Below are 18300 nucleotides of genomic sequence, written 5' to 3' on the forward strand. Positions count from 1 at the left end.
TAGAGCAGGCTGTACCATCGCCAATTACAGCAGACCGATAGACTGTTTCATGTCCGCCACCATCTGTTCTGTCGCTTTCACGCCAGAGATGGAGATGTACCAAGCATTCAGGTCAAGGTAAGTCATGTGTTTGTTTTTATAAGCGTCTGTCGCTTTCACCAGATCGTTTTCAAACTCTTCGTGGGTGTGGCTCGTGCCTTTATTCACCAGTTTGTCACGGTCGATGATAAACAGTGTCTGTGGGTTGTGTTCACGAATGAACTCGTAAGAGATCAGGTCGCCATGACGGCCGCCCTGCTTCACTTTCACGTTCTCGTGGAAACCGAAATCGCGGTAAATCGCCGAGAAGCGCGAATTAGCACCGAAAGTAGTCAGGTTGCCACCTGAGCTCATCACCGTTAGCGCGTTCACTTCATGCGTTTGTGTGTAATCGTTCACCGCTTTGAACTGATCGTTGATCTGGGCAATCTTGGCATCCACTTGTGCTTCGATATCAAAGACTTTACCCAGGTTGTGCCATTGTTCCTGAGTGCTTTCCCAGTAACCTTTGCTGTCATCGGCCGCAAATACGATAGTCGGCGCAATCTTAGCCAATTCGTCGTAGCTGGTTGCCGCACGCGGACCGATGATGATCAGATCCGGCTTTTGCATATAGATAGATTCGAAATCCGGTTCAAACAGCGAACCCGCCTGACCGTATTGATCGCCTTTGTACTTTTCCAGGTAAGGTGGCAGTTGAGGCACTTTCGATACCGCAACAGGCTGAATACCGAAACTGTCTACCGCATCCAAAGCACCCAAACCGATCACCACTACGCGCTGTGGTTTCTGTTCCAGTGTGGTTTTACCCATCTGGTGTTCAATGGTTACCTGCGCAGAATGGGCAGAAAAAGACATCACCAGGGCCAAAGACGTCAAACTGATAACGGATTTCATAATCTTCCTTTCTATTAATAATTGCGATGAATTTTGATAAGCATTCGCATTAAGATGGCGCAACTATACCCATATCGAAGTGTGGCCGCAACTGGGTTGCGTCACTTCTGTTTGTAAATCTATGTAAAAGAAGGAAGATGTTGATCTGACGTTAAAAAGACGTCAGATCAAACGATCGATTAAGCGGCCTGAGCAGAGGTAAAGGTGAAGGTTTTGCAGTGTGAACCATGCACATGGGTGATGGTTTGCGGCGCGACAATAGTCCAACCCGGTTCACTATCGAGCGGCTCAGAAGCCAGAATGATGTCGCCTTCCATCACCTTAGTGAACACCGTCGGCGGATGTTGGTCTGAGCTGTAACGTACCAACCAGAACTGTTCGCCATCGGAAATACAAATCGATGCTTTGAAAGGAGTGTGAACGCCCTTCTCTGCCATCACCTGCTCAATTTCATGGATGGTGGTGCGAATAGCGTCCACTGGATTGTCGGTCAGCCCGTTTTTCATCATCAGCAGAAAGATCAGTTCACTGTCAGTCGTTCCGGTCCGTTGCACATACAGCGATTCCGGCAACAGGCGTTCCAGCGTGTATTTTACTTTTTCATACTCGCCAATCTGACCGTTATGCAGAAACATCCATTTATCCAAAATAAACGGGTGACAATTTCGGCGTGAAACTTGCGTGCCGGTTGATGAACGCACGTGCGCCATAAAGCGGTGGGAACGAATGTGATGAGCCAGTGAACGAAGGTTTTCGTCACTCCATGCCGGAAGCACTTCATGAAATTGTCCTGGCGTGCTGCGCTCGGTGTACCAGCCCAAACCAAAACCATCGGCATTGACGCGCGTCACGGCTTTGCGAGCTTCAATACTTTGATGAACTAAGGAGTGTTCCGGTTGATAAACCAGTTGATCGAGATAGATAGGGTTGCCCTGATAGGCGAGCCAGCGGCACATGACAAATTCGTCCTCCAGACAGAAAGAGGCTTCAATTAACCACGTTTATCGGACACAGGCAATATCCCGACAAAAATTGTTTTTATTGCTCATAAAACAGCCAATTCTATCTGCCATTTTTGCACCCAATTCGAGCAACCATCACTGCTGCCATCAGGCTTGCACCATAATTAAGCAAGGTATTCATTTCCCAGCACTTTTCACTGGTTGAACCATAGATAATAAATATGAATCAAGTTCAAACTTTCGCAAGTCGCCAAATCCGCCCGTGTTGAGCGAACAGTAAGTTATTTTTTCATTCCACCGCGCCCTTCAATTTAGAGTAAAAATTCTAAAAACCATGCTTTATCTACCCTGAAGAAGCTCAGAGCATTTCTTATTACTTTATTTATCCGTTATTTATTTAAACATTGTGCATAAATAAATGACCACACTCTCAATAATTATCGTTATTTTATGTTCACTTATTATGTGTAATTTGGAATGGTTATTTCAGAGCTTAATTATTTCGTCTTGTCGATGAAATACGCTGACTATAAATTGTTACAAATATTTCACACACGTTGAGTTGACTCGATGAAAATTATTTTTGCATCGCTACTAATGCTGGCAACCTCACAGGCCAATGCGACTGCGCAGCCTGATGATGAACGTTTGATCGCAGCTCTGATAGAGCGAGGCGTGATTTGTCAGGGGCTAACCGCCGAGCAACAACAACAGGCGTTAAATATATATTTAAATAAAAAACACAATAAAAAGAATCCTAATAATAAAAATACCGGTTCCTCATCAAACCCTAACCCGACTGAACACTGTATTTCTCCGGACTCCGAATAAATACATCAATAAGAATTCATGCTGGCAGAGTTTTCTGTTGGCGTGTTTGCACCATAAATATGGGAAATAATAAGGAAATATAATGAAAAACATGAGGAAAACCTTGCTTGCCTCAGCAGTGGCTTCTTGGTTTAGCGTCGGTGCATTTGCACAAACACCAGTGGATATGGGTGTCGTTAACGAAGACAAGTTGATCGACATGCTGGTACGCAATGGCACCGTTAGCGCAGATGCAACCGCAGCAGAAAAACGTCACGCACTTGACCTCTATCTGGAGAGCAAAATTCGCTCTGGCTTTAAGGGTGACGCTCAGTTTGGCAAAAAGGCACTTGAGCAACGCGCGAAAGTGCTGAAGGTGATCAAGAAAGAAAAAGGCATGCACAAAGCCAGTGTGTTCGCGCTGGAAATTGGCCAGCAGCGTACCGATAAAGTGCTGGCTTTGCTGATTGATTTCCCGGATCTGCCATGGAACGACAACCAGCTCACCAAAGAGCATACCGAAATGCTCTACGACAGTTACGATGCCGCGCACTATCAGAATCTGCTGTTCTCAGACAGCGGCTATACCGGACCGAATGGCGAAAACCTGATCTCCATGCGCCAGTACTACCAGAATGAATCCGGCAAGAGCTACAGCGTTGCTGGTCAGGCTGCCGGCTGGTATCGCGCATCGAAAAATGCGGCTTACTACGGTGGCAACTCTCCCGCGACCGATAGCGACATGCACGCTCAGGAACTGGTGCGTGAAGCACTGGATCAACTGGCGCAAGACCCAAGCATCAACCTTGCCGACTACGATGTTGAAGACCGTTACGACTACGATGGCGATGGCAACTACCGTGAACCGGATGGCGTTATTGACCACCTGATGGTATTCCACGCCTCTGTGGGTGAGGAAGCTGGCGGTGGCGTACTGGGCGCTGCTGCGATTTGGTCACACCGTTACAATCTCGGCCAGTACCATGTATTAAAAGGCACCAGCAGCACAGTTCCGGGCCGCTTTAACGGCCAGTATGCAGCCTATGACTACACCATTCAGCCGATTGATGCGGCAGCTGGTGTGTGTGCCCACGAATACGGCCACGACCTTGGTCTGCCGGATGAATACGACACGCAATACACAGGCAAAGGTGAGCCGGTCTCTTACTGGTCCATCATGTCTTCTGGCAGCTGGGCAGGTAAAATTGGCGGCACGCAGCCAACCGCGTTCTCCGCGTGGTCTAAGCAATTCCTACAAACTGCGATTGGCGGCCGCTGGGTTAACGACGACCAGATTTCCATTGACGATCTGAAAAAAGGCGCTCGCACTTACACCCTGTTCCAGACCACCGACAATGCGCGTCCGAACCTGGTTAAAGTGAACCTGCCGATGAAACGCACCGAAGGCATTCAGCCATATGAAGGCCAATACGCGTTTTACTCCAACAAAGGCGACGATCTGAAAAACAGCATGAGCCGTCAGGTCAGCATCCCTGCTGGCAGCAGCGCGATGCTGACGTTTAAAGCCTGGTATCAGATCGAAAAAGATTACGACTTTGCGCGCGTACTGATTAACGGCCAGCCGATCCAGGGCAACATCACGTCGATGGACGACCCATACAATACGGGTCTGGCGCCAGCGATTGGTGGCGAGTCGAACGGATGGGTCGATGCGCAGTTCGATTTGTCTGCCTGGGCAGGCCAAACGGTTGAGCTGAGTTTTGACTATGTGACGGATGGCGGTTTGGCGATGGAAGGTCTGTACATCGACAATCTGGCGCTGGACGTCGACGGGAACGTGACAGCTCTGGATGACGCGGAAAGTGGCTCGACGTTCGCTCTGAACGGCTACACCACCAACGATGGTTTCCACGAAGCTAACCACTACTACCTGCTGCAATGGCGCAGCCACAACAACGTCGATGAAGGTTTGGCGAACATCAAACGCATGGGTCAGCTGATCAGCTTCGAACCGGGTCTGTTGGTGTGGTATGTGGATGAATCGTACAAAGACAACTGGGTCGGTAAACACCCGGGTGAAGGCTGGTTGGGCGTAGTTGATGCCGACCAGAACGCGATGGTCTGGGCGAACAGTGGTGAAGCAGCGCAAACCCGATTCCAGGTTCGTGATGCGGCATTCTCACTGTTTGACCAAGCGCCAATGCGCCTAGAAAGTGCCGATGGTGATGTTCTTGAGGACGTAAGCCTGATTGGTAACGCAAACTTTGCTGATTCTCAGGATTACAGCTCGCCATTAGCACCGGACTCCGGCCGCCTGCTAACCGAATTTGGTCTGCAAATCGACATCGTGAATCAGAGCCAGGATAACGAGTACGGTGTGGTTCGCCTGTCTCGCGCCAACACAGCGAATGTACCGCCAACTGCGAACTTCGAACTGGATGTGAATGGCCTGAGTGTCAATGCACACAACTACAGTCAGGATCAGGATGGCAAGCTGGCAAGTTATGTCTGGGATTTTGGCAACGGCCAAACCAGCAGCGAACTGTCTCCAAGTTGGAGCTATGACGCCGCAGGCACGTACACCGTTAGTCTGACCGTGACCGATGATCAGGGTGATAGCGATACCTTCACTCAAAGCATTACCGTCGTGCAGCCGAACAATCCGCCAGAAGCAAGTGCTCGTCACATTCATCTGGGTCGCTGGGTGACCATGTGGTCCACCAGCACTGACAGCGACGGCCGCATTGTCGACACAGAATGGACGCTGCCAAACGGCAAAATTAAACGTGGCCGTATGTTTAGCGCCATTCTGCCGAGCTACGGCAAACAGGACATCACACTCAAAGTGATGGACGATGACGGCGCCAGCACCACCACAATCATTTCCCTTGATCTGTAAGTCCCACCTTTGTTTCTAATCCATGGAAACAGTTGAGCGCAACGCCCGTTGCGCTCTTTTTTTATTGCGTTTGCATACGTTCCAGCGCTTCAACCCGCCGCCATTGTTTGGCATCAAAGCTCGATTCACGCAACGCGGTAATTTGCTGCGCTTTTTGAGTCTCACTCAAGCTGTTGTCGGCCAGCAGCTGCGCACGCTGCGTTAGATATGACGTTAACGTCTGCTGAAATTGGGCGCGTTGATTGTCGAGTTCCCCCAAACGCTGCGCTCCGGCTTCACCGACCATTTCAACACGGGCCAGATAACGCGACTGTTCATCGTCGCCATCGGCGCTGTAAAGTCGGTTGACTAAATCGGCATTCTGTTCGCTACGCTGAATATAATCTTCCTGCTCAGCCACAACGCTCTGCCACTGTGATTTGGCATCGGCGGCGTCACTTGCCTGACCGGCAATACGCAGTTTTTCCATCGCCAGATGCCTGAGCTGATTTTCTTCGCCAAACAAACTCTGCTGTTGTTGCGGGGTAAAAAACTGCAACTGCAGGGTGAGGATCTGCTGATTAAGTTCAGCAAGTGAGGGGTAATCAAGCGAACTGATGGCAACCGACGGTTCAAGCCCAGCCAGTGCCTGTTTGTAGAGCACAAATTGATCGAACAACGCCCCGTCGACCAGAAAGCCGTTTGCACTCTGTTCGTAGTTGGCGACGTGGTGTTCAATCTCTTTTAAATCACGTTCCCCCAACCCGGAAACAAAATAGTCGAGCAGATCTCGCGGTGAAGATTGATCCAACTCGGTATCGCTTTGAGACGCCACCTGCATCACAGCAGGTGGCAAAGTGGAATCGGAAGGCCAAAAGGCCGCACTGAGGCTCCCCAATACGGCCACTATTCCTAAACACAGTGCGGTCTTTTGCATATCGACTCCTTATAGGCCTTGCAGTTTCAGACGGTTAGCGTGCTGGCGGTACAAGGTAACAGGGTCAGTTTCAAACAGGTGGTGAATACCGAGCAAGCCGTTGATTTCATCCAAATGATTCATCTTGTAATCATCTCGAATCACTTTGCCTAAATGGGCGCTGCACGTCCCCACCAAGCCATCACTCGGGCCATCAAACGCCAGTCCCAGCACCATCATCGCCGCATCGGTAGGATCAAGCGCGTTGGTAAACGTCGATGCGCCAGTCCAGGAGTAATAACGCACGCCATTCACCTCATAATCGCCTTCACCACATTCAGTCGTAGGAATGCCTTCCGGGTAGTTTTGGTTGAACGCCAGTGACCCTTGGGTCGTCAGTGCATCCAGCGATGCCAGCGCATCTTGCTCAAGATCGCTGCCGCCAGACAGCAGGTTAATCAGCGTCACCAAGCCATCGGCCAGTTTAACCGCCAGCGCTTCAGTGACAGAGTCTTGCGGAATGGTGTTGCGCACTAAATCCGCCACCGCCGAGCCTTTGTTTACTCCGCCAATACTGGTTGCCGAGGCGACCAAATCCGGACGGACCGAAGCAACGTAACGCACCGTTGGCCCACCATGACTGTGGCCAATCAGGTTGACTTTTTCCGCGCCCGTAGCGGCGAGCAGCGTTTCAACCTGCTCAAGCAACTGTTCACCGCGCAATTCGGTGCTGTTGGTGGCAGACACCTGCGCCACATACACCGTCGCGCCATCTTTGGTCAGAGACTGAGGAATGCCGTAGAAGTAATCCACGCCAGCTAACGTATCGAAACCAAACAGACCATGGACCAGCACAATAGGATATTTGGTGTGGGTATAACCTGTTTGGTCGAGCGCGCCCGCACTGGTCGAGGCCAGTGACAACGAACTGAACAGGCAGAGAGCAGAAAGTAATAGTTTGTTTTTCAAGTGATCTTCCTTCTTATTAGGGGATCTGTGCTTCATAAAAAACACAGACATCGGACCTCTGAGGAGCGATCTAACGTTAGAAGAAAGTGACGAAATTACCGACGACAAAAAACCTGCTTCGTGAACCCGAGCCAGTATTCAACAGATTTAATAAACATAGGTTCATCAATGTTAAGGATAAAATAGATAAGGAGAATAGATAGAATGGCGTGGTCAGTACGTCGCGTGAAGACTACACGCGACGCTACCGGCAGTTAAGCCAGTTTAAACTGTGCCATTTCGTGGTTCAGGTCGGAAACTTGTTCACGCACCTGCTGTGAAGTCTGATTTGAGCGTTGGCTGATTGCCGCCACATCTTCCACCGCATGCGTTACGCCATGCATCAGGCTGGTGATCGCTTGGGTAGCCTGGGTTTGCTGCTCTGCCGCGCTGGCAAGTTGCAACATTTGATCGTTCAACATCGCGATTTGTTCGGTGGTGGACTCCAGTTTTACCACCGCCTCTTCGATGTGCTCCGCGCCCAGCTCCGCAATCTGCTGACCTTGCTGGATCTCTTTCACCACCGATGCCGTTGAGGACTGAATCGCCTGCACAATCTGGTTAATCTCGGTGGTCGACTGCGTAGTGCGGGTGGCCAGCAAACGCACTTCATCCGCCACCACCGCAAACCCGCGGCCGTAATCGCCGGCGCGCGCTGCTTCAATCGCTGCGTTCAACGCCAACAAGTTGGTTTGCTCTGCCAAGCCTTCAATCACTTCGGTCACTTTACCAATCGCCGCACTCTCTGCACTGAGTTGGCTCACCAGCACATTGGCTTTCTCAATCGTCTCATGCAGCGTCTGCATAGTCTCTTTGTTGAGTTCCAGTGACGCTTTGCCCTGCGCGATTTCGCGCTGCGATTCCGACAGGGTCTCAACCGAACGCTGCGCCTGATCCAACGTGTGCGTGGTGGATTGCGCGACGTCAGACAATTCAGCATCCATCTCCGTGATGTGTTGTTGCTGGTTTTTCACCTGAGTCAGCGTCTGTTGATTGGAGTTGAGCAACGCGTTCATGCTCTCACTCACCTGATTGGCTTTGTCCGTCACACCGCGCACAATGCCCGCCAGAGAAGCGTTCATGCGGTTGATGGATTCGGTCAGCGCAGACAGCTCATCGTTGCCTTGCACAGCTAACGGTTGCTGCGACACATCGCCAGCGGCAATACGTTGCGCGCGCTGTGAAATCTCCGACACACGGCGACCAATGCTGCGTCCCATGTAATTGGATATCGCCAGTGCCGCAACAATAACCAGCACCAGCGCGACTACCAGAAACGTCAGCACCTGATGAATCGATGCTTCAATACCCTGCCCGCTGCGATCGGCTTTTTGTTGCTGCGCGGCCACCACATTTTCCAGACTCGCTTCCAGCGCGCTCGCCGCAGGTAGCAATTGCTTTGCCATTTCCTGGTTGGCAAAGTTCCAGTCTGGCGACTGACGCAGCGCGATGGTTTGATCCGCCAGAGGGAAATAGAGTTGTTGCATCTCTTTAAACAGATCCCACAACGAGCGATCGCTGTCATCCAGCAATTCGAGTTTGTCTTCGATCTCGCTGACCGACTGGTTGTGCGCTTTGATGAACTCCTGATATTTGCTCAGGTATTCCGGTTTGCCGTACAGCAAGAAGTCGCGCATCGCCGATAGAGCGTTGGCCAAAGAGTTATAGCTGTCGGCGTAAACTTTAAACAGGCGCTTACGTTCATCGCCCTCTTTCTTGGACGCTTCGTCGTTGATCAGGCCCTGAATCTGGTCCAGCGCCACCTCGGCAATCGGCGCGGCTTCGTTAGTAAACAGGTTGTGTGCCGGCAGGTTTTCCGGGCTGTGCGCCAGTTCCACGATCTTATTGACTGAGGTTTTTACCTCGCCCCACTGTTTAACCACCGTTTGATAATCCTGCTCGGCGATCAGAGTTTCCAGCACCGGTAAGCTTTCGTCGGTTTGCGCGATGATGCTATTCAACTGCTGCTTGAGGGTTTCACCAGCAACTTCGTCACTGCCCAGCAACATGTAGGCGCGCACGGTGGACAGCGTTGCCTGAATCGACTGCTGAATACCGCGGCTGGTATCGACGGTGGGTAAATCAGAATTAAGAAGGGATTGCGTGTGACGCTCTAATATCGACACACTGCGATAGGTCATCGCGGCAGACGCGACAAACAAAAGGGCCAACAACAAAAAACTCAGCTGCAACTTCCCTGAAATCGTTAGCTTCATCCATAAGCTCCTGTACAACGTTAGGCGGTCACTATAACGTTAATTTTCTGTTACGCAAACCGGGGAATATGAGATACCGTAAACGCGTAACTGACTGATATAAAATCCCATGCACATTAATATTGTTAACGAAACACGGGCAGCGAGCCGGCCTGTTTGACCTGACGCATTGCCAGGTGAGTGTGAATGTCTTTCACGTTGTCCAACTGCTGCACTTTGCGAATAAAGCTCTCATAGCCGACCAGATCCGGGCTGACCACTTCCAGCAGATAATCGTACGCCCCCGACACCACGTGCGCGCTGATCACTTCATCCATCTCCACCAACGCCGATTCGAACTCGTCAATCGAACTGGCTTGATGATTGTTGAGGCTCACTTCAACAAACACAGTCATGCCGATGCCAATCGCTTTGCGATTCAGTTTAGCCTGATAACCGTCAATCACGCCTTCATCTTCGAGTCGCTTAAGTCGCCGCGCGCAAGGCGAAGCCGAAAGCCCCACCAACTCCGCAAGCTCGGCGGTTGAGAGCCTTCCCTGTTTCTGAATCAGAGCCAGCAAGTGGCGGTCAATTCTGTCCATTTTCATTTTTGGTTATTTCCAGCGTTATTTTTCAGTTCATTGATGAAATCCATCAATATTTATCTCTACATAAACTAAATTCGCCGAATATCAGCGTCAAGTAACCGTGATAATAAATCTCTTCGCCGGATTTGTGCATCGCACACGGCACCACTGCTTATCAAGGATGACATATGTTCTCAGGATATCTGGCCATGCTGGCCACACTGCTGCTCTGGTCTGGCTTTTTCTTATCACTGCGCGAAGGTGCCATCAGCGCGCTGACGCCTGCCGATATCGCGCTGACGCGTTTTTTGATCCCCGCTATCGTGCTGCTGCCGTTTGTCATGAAAGCCAAAGCAAAAATCGCTGTGGTGCCCAAGCGTTACCTGCTCGGTATGTTTATCGGTTGCGGCCTGCCCTATCTGCTCCTGACTGGCAGCGCGATGCATTTTGTACCGGTTTCCGATGGCAGCACACTGGTTCCCGGCACACTACCACTCTTTGTCTCCGGCATTGCCGTCTGGCTGTTTAATCAGCCGTTAAGCCAGCATCGGATCCTTGGGTTGGTGTTGGTATTGGGCGGGATTGGCGTGTTTCTCTCCACCAGCGCAATGGATTATCAGAGTGACAAACTGTTTGGCCATCTGCTGTTTCTGCTCGGCAGTATGATGTGGGCGGTGTTTACCATCTGCGCCCGCGTTGCGAACCTCCATTCGCTGGCAGCGGCCGGATTCATTTCGCTGCTATCCGTAGTGCTGCTGCTCGCGCTGATTGCGACAGGCGTATTACCCAGTTATCTGGCACAAACGCCCGTCGCACAATGGCCATGGCAGACGCTATTTGGTCACAGTTTGATTCAGGGTGTCGGGGCGGGCGTCATTGCCGCATTTACTTATCTGCACGCCGTAACCACACTGGGCGCGGAACGCTCGGCGGCATTTGGTTCAGCAACCCCGGCCATTGCAACCTTACTGGCAATTCCGGTATTTGGTGAGATTCCAACCAGCATGACCTGGCTGGGATTGGGATTGGTCAGCTGCGGCAGCTTAATTGCCAGCAACGTGTTTATGAAGTACGACGCCTCGCTGGCGTACCAGCCACCACAACACGGCAAAGGATAACTTAGCGAATCACTTCCACGATGAGTGGCACAACAACGCACAGGCCAAACAGAGTGTTGGCCTTGTCGCTGTAGCGTAAATGGATCAGAAATGGCGAGGCGACAAACAGCGTCACTAACACAGGAACCGCGCTAATCACACCGAACAGATACAGCGCCACCAACAGGACGGACAAAGCGACCGTCCAGCGCACTGGCACCAGCAGCTTTTTTCCTAATCCAAACATAAATACCAAGGCAGCAAGCAAAGGTAACATCAAAACACCTTTATGATATTAATTCTCATTTAGATTTATAATAGTCATGCCCGTTAGCAAAAGCAATAGGCAGAGCAACAAAGATATCCGGCTTGCGGTTGGGCAACTCCGCGACTTCAGGTATATTTCGCGTTTACTCAATAAAGAAGTCAGCTGTTATGAAAACCCCCTGTATCGCCGCCTGTAAAAATAACGCCGGAGTTTGTTCTGGTTGCCATCGCACCATGGATGAAATTATTCAATGGCGTCATTTGTCCGACCATGAGCGGGACACCATCATGCAGCGCTTATCCGGCCAGCAAACCACGCACCACTGCCCATCTTGTGGTGAGCCGGCACATTGCGATATCAGCGCAGGCAAAAGCACCTGCTGGTGTTTTGAGTTGGAAAAACGCGACCTTTCAGCCCTGCCAGAAAGCTCAGTGTGTTTGTGTCGCCGATGCTTAGCAAAACAGCCGCTTGAATAATAATTTCACATTACTTTTTCTAATTCAAAACATAGATTTTTATCTTGCGTAAGATCACACTTTTCGATTGATAAAGCGCTCCACCCGCACTAATATCTCGCGCCGAGAACACCGCATTCCTTCCCGTTCTCATTAGTCATATTTTTGTAATTTATCTTTCTCGCGTTATTAATGTTGTTGGGTGGAGAAAAAGATGTCTGCAACATTTCCGTTAGCCAAACTGACGTTCCTGATCGCCATTCTGACCGCTGTCGGCCAGATGACTCAGACCATGTATGTGCCTTCTATCGGTCATATGGCCGATGATTTTCTGGTGTCTGCCGCATCGCTGCAGGCGGTAATGGCGTGCTATCTGATCCCTTATGGTGTCTCGCAGTTTGTCTACGGGCCACTGTCTGATCGCCTGGGCCGCAAGCCAATCATTATCGCGGGATTAGTTATCTATATCCTTGGCTCTCTGGTTGCTTTGTTTGCACAAGAGTTTTCCTGGTTCCTGGCGGGTAGCTTTATTCAGGGTCTGGGCATCGGTTGTGGCGGTGCGATGTGCCGTACTCTGACCCGAGATTGTTTTACTGGCGCAGAACTGCATCGTGCAAACAGCCTGATCAGCATGTGTTTGATCTTCTCACCACTGATTGCCCCGGTGCTGGGCGGCTACCTGACGGAGTTCTTTGGCTGGCGTTCAAGTTATCTGTTCTTATCGCTGTTTGCGATTGCCGTGGTCATTACCATGATGACCAGCATGGTCGAGACCTTGCCAAAAGAGATCCGTAAAAAAGAATCGGTGCTGCGCAGCTACAGTTTCGTAATGTCGGATCACCGTTTTCAGGGTTACCTGATCTGTTTGGTGGCAACCTTTGCTGGCGTTGCAGTGTTTGAAGGTGCCGCGGGTGTGCTGTTAGGCGGCGTACTTGAGTTGCCGGCGACCACCGTCAGCTTGCTGTTCGTCACCCCTATTCCGGGTTATCTGGCTGGTGCCTGGCTATCAAGTGTGATTGCTCAGCGCTACAGTGAAAAACGGGCACTGCGCGTGGGCCTGTTCGCGATTATGTTGGGGTCGATGATTGTTCTGATCCCGGGTCTGCTTGACCAAACCACAGCGCCAACCTTGATCGGCGGAGCGACAGTTTACTTTCTGGGTGCAGGCATTCTGTTTCCGGCTGCGACCACTGGCGCGTTGGCGCCGCTGCCTTACCATGCCGGTACTGGCGGCGCGATTCTGGGCGGGATGCAAAACCTGGGAGCCGGCTTGGCAACATTGCTGGCCTCCGTATTCCCGGCCTCAAACCAACTGCCATTGGGCATTATTATGTTGGTGATGTCGCTACTGGCTCTGCTTGGATTGCGCCGCGTTTACAAACGCCACGATCCATCCAAACACATGCCATTGGCCGTGTAATCAGACGAAAAAAGGGAGGCTCAGCCTCCCTTTTTGTTTTCAGTCACGGCTTATTTCGCGGTCAGTGCCACGCCTTCAAACTTCACGCCATCCCAACCAAAACGGATGAAATTGCGAATATTCTGGTGATCGTCGTTCTCCGGATGTTGCAATACATCCTGACGGTAAAAATCACCAAAACAGGCCAGTGTGGCTTCAGGGCTGAGCTGATTCAGCTGGGCGAACGCAAAAATCTTGCATGAACCATTATTCTGGTTAGCTTCGTTGCGGGTTTCGCCGTTATCAAACGCCGTCGGTGTGAAATAGTAATGCGCATCGATGGTGGCAATCACCTCTGCAAATACGACGTTTTCAGGTTGCTCAGTCAGTTGAGTCAATAGCGCGCTCAGTTCCATGTGTGTCCATTCCCGTTGATTTCGAAAGCACGCAGTCTAAAGAAAAATTTCCCCGATGAAAACCTATGCACAACTTGAAACACTTTATGCATCCAACAAGGTATGAAAAATGCTAGTAATTAATGAGAAAGTTGATGCACATATCACCTGTGTTACAGCAGTAATTTGTCCGGCATCAAACCCGATGCAAATAGGAATACAATTTTATTGCTTTAATACGTACGTTATGTTTTTTAATCCTTGTCTACACTAATGTTTTACCGATTAAACCTATAAATTGAATGAGTCGTCAGAGGGCTTTATGAAAAAACTATTGCGGCATTTTCCTTTGTACAGGGTGGTCACGCTGATTGCCGGGCTGCCTATCGCCATTGCGTTAATACTTGCTACGTTCAACGTCCTCGACCTCAGACAGCGAGTCGAAACCGCCGAACACGATCAGGAAACGGTAAAACTGATCCTGCTGTACGATAACCTCGCCCACAACTTAGCCCTCGAACGCGGCCTGACTGCCGGTGTGCTGGGCTCCAAAGGCCAAGGGCCTCAGGTTGAACAGCTGAGAAAACAGCGCAGCGAAACCGATACGCACGTCAAAGCGCTGCAGAGTTTTTCTCCGGTGACCGTCAATCCCGTATTGGCCAACAAACTGAAAGCGGATGTGCAAAACCAGCTCGCTCAGTTGAATGATGTACGCCGTCAGGTCGACTCGTTAACGCCAACGGTTTCTCCTTTTGCCTACTACTCCAATCTGAACCAACTGGCGATCGATGACTCACAGATTCTGCTCTCGACCATTGATGATGCGAATGTCGCCGAATTGGGCAGCTCTCTCATTTCTGTGGTGATCATGAAAGAGCGTGCAGGTCAGGTACGTGGTGCCCTAAATGGTGCGTTTGCCCGAAAATCGTCCACACCGGCGCAGTACACCGCCGTGAATGGTTATATCGAATCGGGTAACTACGCAGAACGTATGGCCGCGATGACCATGCCAAAAGCGCTGAGCGACAAACTCAGCGAATTCAAAAACAGCGAAACCTGGAAAAACGTCGATAAGGTTCAGCAATCTTACCTGTCACAAAGTCAATCTCTGGATGCGTTAGAAGGTCCGGCTCCGGCTGAGTGGTTCGCGGCGGCAACCGAACGTATCAAATTGATTAACCAACTGCGCAACGGCATTCAACAACAGATGACCACCATGTCGGCCGAGCAGGCGACTCAGGCTATATGGAATCAGAACGTGATTTTAATTGCCAGCCTGATTGTGGCGGTCTTGTTGGTTTGGAGCCTGCTGACCAGCGTCATCACGCTACGCGAACGCGCGGGCAAACTGAATAAAACGCTGCATTCAATGGCATCGAAGCGCGATCTGAGTGTGTCGATTGCATCCGAAGGACGTGATGAGATTTCGCAGATTTCACAAAGCGTCAACGGCCTGACCAGTAACATTCGCAGCCTGCTGTCTGATGTGACGCAAACCAACGATCATAGCGCCGAACGCCTGAAGAAGATTGTCATGGGCGCACAAGACCTCGGTAAAAGCAGCGGTGCAACGACCGCAAAATGTGAAAACATTGCCGCGGCGATGACCGAGTTGTCGCAATCTAGTGTCGAAATCGCTCAGTCTTCAGAGCGTGCGCTGGAAGAGACACACCAAATGACTCAGCGCGTCGTCGAGTGCCAGGGTCAGAGCCAGTCCTCCTTTAAAGCGGTTGAGGCGCTGGTGGAGCAAATCGAACAAACGCAAACCTGCATGAGCGAGCTGGAAAAAGACGCCATGAGCGTGAGTAAGATTGTCGATACCATCAACGGCATTTCAGAACAAACCAACCTGCTGGCCCTGAACGCCGCGATTGAAGCGGCGCGTGCCGGTGAACACGGGCGCGGTTTTGCGGTGGTGTCGTCAGAAGTTCGTGATTTGGCGCAGCGCAGTAAAGAAGCCACTGAGCACATCAGCCAATTGCTAAGCAACATCACCAACAACACTGCGACAGCAGTGAACAACATGGAAAAAAGCCGTGATGCGACCCATGAAACTTTTGAGTCCGTCTCAACGGTGACAAACAGTGTTGCCGCTCTGGAAAGCGTGATCGAAGAAGTTAACGCTCACATCACCAGCATCGCTAACGCCACGATCGAGCAATCAAAAGCCAGCGAAGCCGTCGATAAAGACGTCGATATTCTGGCTGAAATTGCCCAACAAACCGGTGAACTGGCGCAGCAGATGAATAACATCGTCAGCAGCTATCACGGCGAAGTCGACCGCGTGAAACAGCAACTCGGCGCGTTCAAACTGAATTAATCAATGCGGCAACCAATAAAAAAGGTCATCACTGTGATGACCTTTTTTATTACTGTTCATAGAGGTTCAGAACGGCACTTCAATCTGCATAAACCAGTCTGCCTGATACACTTCGTGCCAGCGATAATCCAAACGAACGCGCGGCTCGCCCGCTTTCTTCTGGCCAAAACCCAAGCTCAGTTTCAAACCATGACTCATTAGCCACTCTTCGGTGCTCATCTGGTTTTCGCGCGCGGCCAAATCGGTCGGCATCCACACGCCCAGCCCCAAATAACTGTTTTCCAGTTGTTGAGTGAGAAACGGGTTCGTGTCATTACTATCTGCGGCAATCCAGCCATTCCAGTAGTTGACATCATTGGCGCCGGATTCGGTTTCGACATCGAAGTTCAACAAGTGCTCTGAGGTGTATTCCCAGCCATCGCGCAGAGAAATACACACACCAGCATTGTCTAATTGGGCGGCTTCGTAGGATTCATCGGTAGGGAGTGTTGCGGGCGTATAGAGATCGCATGCAGACGCTAAGGTCGGCAAAGAGAAAAGTGTCATCAGCAAAACGCACTTTTTCATGAATACGACTCCAGCCCAAAACGGGCAAACAATTAATAAACATCCAGTTTTCGCAGCAAATGTTCTACCGAAGGTGTGGTCATTGAAGACACATCCCCTTTCTCAGCCAGTCGCTGACGGATATCCGTACTGCGCACTTTGACTTTTTCCGGACAGGCCATCACTGACCAGCGCTGCAAAATCTCTTTGGATTTAAAAAACTTACCGAAGTTGAAAAGATTATCAGGTCCGACCACGAAAGTAATGTCAGCGTTTGGAAAAATTTCCTGTAAACGCTCTAAAACGGCGTAAGTGGTAACACTCTCACCCGGATTGATTAAATCTTGTTCTACAGTACAACGTTCTAGCTTATTTGAAGCCAAATCGCTAATAAAAGCATCAATAAGCTGGCATCGGATCTCATAATTTAGCATTTCCTTACCCCAGGCATGCGAAATGCTGGGTACGAGTAAAATGCGATCAAAATGTTCCAGTGAGTCGATTACGCTCTTGTGCCCCAACGTTGGTGGGTTAAAAGCGCTGCCAAAAACAGCAATTTTTTCCATCTTTTTCCCGATTAAGAGTGAAAACGGCATTCACGGTTTTCTAATTGAATGTTTGCGGTATGATACTACTAAATGTTTATTGCTTGCAGGAAAAGGAACTCTAATGGAACAAATTATCCGCGAAGAGATGCGAGTGCTACCAAGCATCGATCCAGAATTCGAAATTGAACGCCGTGTTGGCTTTATCAAACGCAAACTGACTGAATCTGGCTGTAAAGCGCTGGTACTGGGTATCAGTGGCGGTATTGATTCCACTACGTGTGGCCGTTTGGCGCAGCTGGCAGTCGACGCACTGAACCAAGAACACGCCACCGACCAATACAAATTCGTCGCCGTTCGCCTGCCTTACGGCGAGCAGAAAGACGAAGACGAAGCGCAACTGGCGCTTTCTTTCATTCAGCCAACATACTCGGTATCGGTGAACATCAAAGCGGGGGTTGATGGTCTGCATGCGGCATCACACGATGCATTGGCTGGCACTGGCCTTATCCCAAGTGAAGAAGCCAAAGTCGACTTCGTGAAAGGCAACGTGAAAGCGCGTGCGCGCATGGTGGCGCAATACGAAATCGCAGGCTACGTGGGTGGTTTGGTTCTGGGTACGGACCACTCGGCAGAAAACATCACTGGCTTCTACACCAAATTTGGTGACGGCGCGTGTGATATGGCGCCTCTGTTTGGCCTGAGCAAACGTCAGGTTCGCCAAGTTGCAGCAGCATTGGGCGCTCCGGATCTGCTGGTACACAAAACACCAACCGCCGATCTGGAAGAACTGGCACCACAAAAGGCGGACGAAGATGCATTGAATCTGACGTACGAACAGATCGACGATTTCCTCGAAGGCAAGCCCGTTGAGCAGTTCGTTATAGACCGTTTGGTGGGCATTTACAAAGCAACCCAGCACAAGCGTCAACCGATTCCAACCATCTACGACTGATCGGATTGCATACTTTTTGGTGCTTTATGCATCAATGCACCTAAGTTATTGTAAAGCCAAGCCTTCT

The 18300-nt window shown here is 50.5% G+C and carries 17 protein-coding genes; 7 read left to right on the forward strand and 10 right to left on the reverse strand.

Annotation, left to right across the window (positions count from 1 at the left end; all coding sequences use genetic code 11):
- Positions 1 to 24: 24 nt before the first annotated feature.
- Positions 25 to 936 (reverse strand): siderophore ABC transporter substrate-binding protein, encoded by a 912-nt coding sequence (locus tag DYA43_RS15495; RefSeq protein WP_020328202.1) that lies wholly within the window; start codon positions 934 to 936, stop codon positions 25 to 27.
- Positions 937 to 1115: 179 nt separating this feature from the next.
- Positions 1116 to 1892, reverse strand: a complete 777-nt coding sequence (locus DYA43_RS15500; RefSeq protein ID WP_020328201.1) for a class II glutamine amidotransferase — start codon at positions 1890 to 1892, stop codon at positions 1116 to 1118.
- 576 nt (positions 1893 to 2468) lie between these two features.
- On the opposite strand from DYA43_RS15500, the gene DYA43_RS15505 reads away from it, so the two are divergent.
- Both DYA43_RS15505 and DYA43_RS15510 read left to right on the forward strand, forming a co-directional pair.
- Positions 2469 to 2729, forward strand: a complete 261-nt coding sequence (locus tag DYA43_RS15505; protein ID WP_020328200.1) for a hypothetical protein — start codon at positions 2469 to 2471, stop codon at positions 2727 to 2729.
- An 82-nt stretch (positions 2730 to 2811) separates the two neighbouring features.
- Entirely contained in the window at positions 2812 to 5568 is a 2757-nt protein-coding gene (locus tag DYA43_RS15510; protein ID WP_061055830.1) for an immune inhibitor A domain-containing protein, read from the forward strand.
- Between the two features lie 61 nt (positions 5569 to 5629).
- On the opposite strand, the gene DYA43_RS15515 is transcribed toward DYA43_RS15510, so the two are convergent.
- The 4 genes from DYA43_RS15515 to DYA43_RS15530 form a co-directional block, all read right to left on the reverse strand.
- On the reverse strand, positions 5630 to 6484 hold the full coding sequence (locus DYA43_RS15515; RefSeq protein ID WP_061055831.1) for a lipase secretion chaperone: 855 nt from the start codon (positions 6482 to 6484) through the stop codon (positions 5630 to 5632).
- A 9-nt stretch (positions 6485 to 6493) separates the two neighbouring features.
- Complete coding sequence (locus DYA43_RS15520; protein ID WP_020328197.1) at positions 6494 to 7432, reverse strand: triacylglycerol lipase; 939 nt, start codon at positions 7430 to 7432, stop codon at positions 6494 to 6496.
- Between the two features lie 254 nt (positions 7433 to 7686).
- Positions 7687 to 9687 carry a methyl-accepting chemotaxis protein gene (locus tag DYA43_RS15525; RefSeq protein ID WP_061055832.1) on the reverse strand — a complete coding sequence of 667 codons (2001 nt, stop codon included), beginning with the start codon at positions 9685 to 9687 and terminating at the stop codon, positions 7687 to 7689.
- A 125-nt stretch (positions 9688 to 9812) separates the two neighbouring features.
- Positions 9813 to 10268, reverse strand: coding sequence for an Lrp/AsnC family transcriptional regulator (locus DYA43_RS15530; RefSeq protein ID WP_024375260.1), 456 nt, complete (start codon positions 10266 to 10268; stop codon positions 9813 to 9815).
- Between the two features lie 173 nt (positions 10269 to 10441).
- Here DYA43_RS15530 and DYA43_RS15535 point away from each other — a divergent pair, with 173 nt between their 5' ends.
- The gene (locus tag DYA43_RS15535; protein ID WP_172465303.1) at positions 10442 to 11371 is read left to right on the forward strand and encodes a DMT family transporter; all 930 of its coding nucleotides are present in this window, start codon (positions 10442 to 10444) and stop codon (positions 11369 to 11371) included.
- 1 nt (position 11372) lies between these two features.
- Here DYA43_RS15535 and DYA43_RS15540 read toward each other — a convergent pair whose 3' ends face one another.
- On the reverse strand, positions 11373 to 11627 hold the full coding sequence (locus DYA43_RS15540) for a hypothetical protein (RefSeq protein WP_047460605.1): 255 nt from the start codon (positions 11625 to 11627) through the stop codon (positions 11373 to 11375).
- Between the two features lie 158 nt (positions 11628 to 11785).
- On the opposite strand from DYA43_RS15540, the gene DYA43_RS15545 reads away from it, so the two are divergent.
- Complete coding sequence (locus DYA43_RS15545; protein WP_020431616.1) at positions 11786 to 12094, forward strand: cysteine-rich CWC family protein; 309 nt, start codon at positions 11786 to 11788, stop codon at positions 12092 to 12094.
- A 193-nt stretch (positions 12095 to 12287) separates the two neighbouring features.
- Positions 12288 to 13493, forward strand: a complete 1206-nt coding sequence (emrD, locus tag DYA43_RS15550; RefSeq protein ID WP_020431615.1) for a multidrug efflux MFS transporter EmrD — start codon at positions 12288 to 12290, stop codon at positions 13491 to 13493.
- A gap of 50 nt (positions 13494 to 13543) precedes the next feature.
- Here emrD and DYA43_RS15555 read toward each other — a convergent pair whose 3' ends face one another.
- Entirely contained in the window at positions 13544 to 13888 is a 345-nt protein-coding gene (locus DYA43_RS15555; RefSeq protein ID WP_061055833.1) for a HopJ type III effector protein, read from the reverse strand.
- A gap of 301 nt (positions 13889 to 14189) precedes the next feature.
- Here DYA43_RS15555 and DYA43_RS15560 point away from each other — a divergent pair, with 301 nt between their 5' ends.
- Positions 14190 to 16187 (forward strand): methyl-accepting chemotaxis protein, encoded by a 1998-nt coding sequence (locus DYA43_RS15560; RefSeq protein ID WP_061055834.1) that lies wholly within the window; start codon positions 14190 to 14192, stop codon positions 16185 to 16187.
- Positions 16188 to 16253: 66 nt separating this feature from the next.
- Here the strand turns inward: DYA43_RS15560 and DYA43_RS15565 are convergent, their stop codons facing one another.
- Both DYA43_RS15565 and DYA43_RS15570 read right to left on the reverse strand, forming a co-directional pair.
- Positions 16254 to 16754, reverse strand: a complete 501-nt coding sequence (locus tag DYA43_RS15565; RefSeq protein ID WP_172465304.1) for a hypothetical protein — start codon at positions 16752 to 16754, stop codon at positions 16254 to 16256.
- Positions 16755 to 16786: 32 nt separating this feature from the next.
- Positions 16787 to 17299, reverse strand: coding sequence for a nicotinate-nicotinamide nucleotide adenylyltransferase (locus DYA43_RS15570; protein ID WP_020328186.1), 513 nt, complete (start codon positions 17297 to 17299; stop codon positions 16787 to 16789).
- Positions 17300 to 17402: 103 nt separating this feature from the next.
- Here DYA43_RS15570 and nadE point away from each other — a divergent pair, with 103 nt between their 5' ends.
- Positions 17403 to 18233: an NAD(+) synthase gene (gene nadE / locus DYA43_RS15575; protein ID WP_020328185.1), complete on the forward strand. Its 831-nt coding sequence runs from the start codon at positions 17403 to 17405 to the stop codon at positions 18231 to 18233.
- The last annotated feature ends 67 nt before the right edge of the window (positions 18234 to 18300 follow it).

The sequence above is a fragment of the Vibrio fluvialis genome, from assembly GCF_900460245.1.
GTDB classification, from domain to species: Bacteria; Pseudomonadota; Gammaproteobacteria; order Enterobacterales; family Vibrionaceae; genus Vibrio; species Vibrio fluvialis.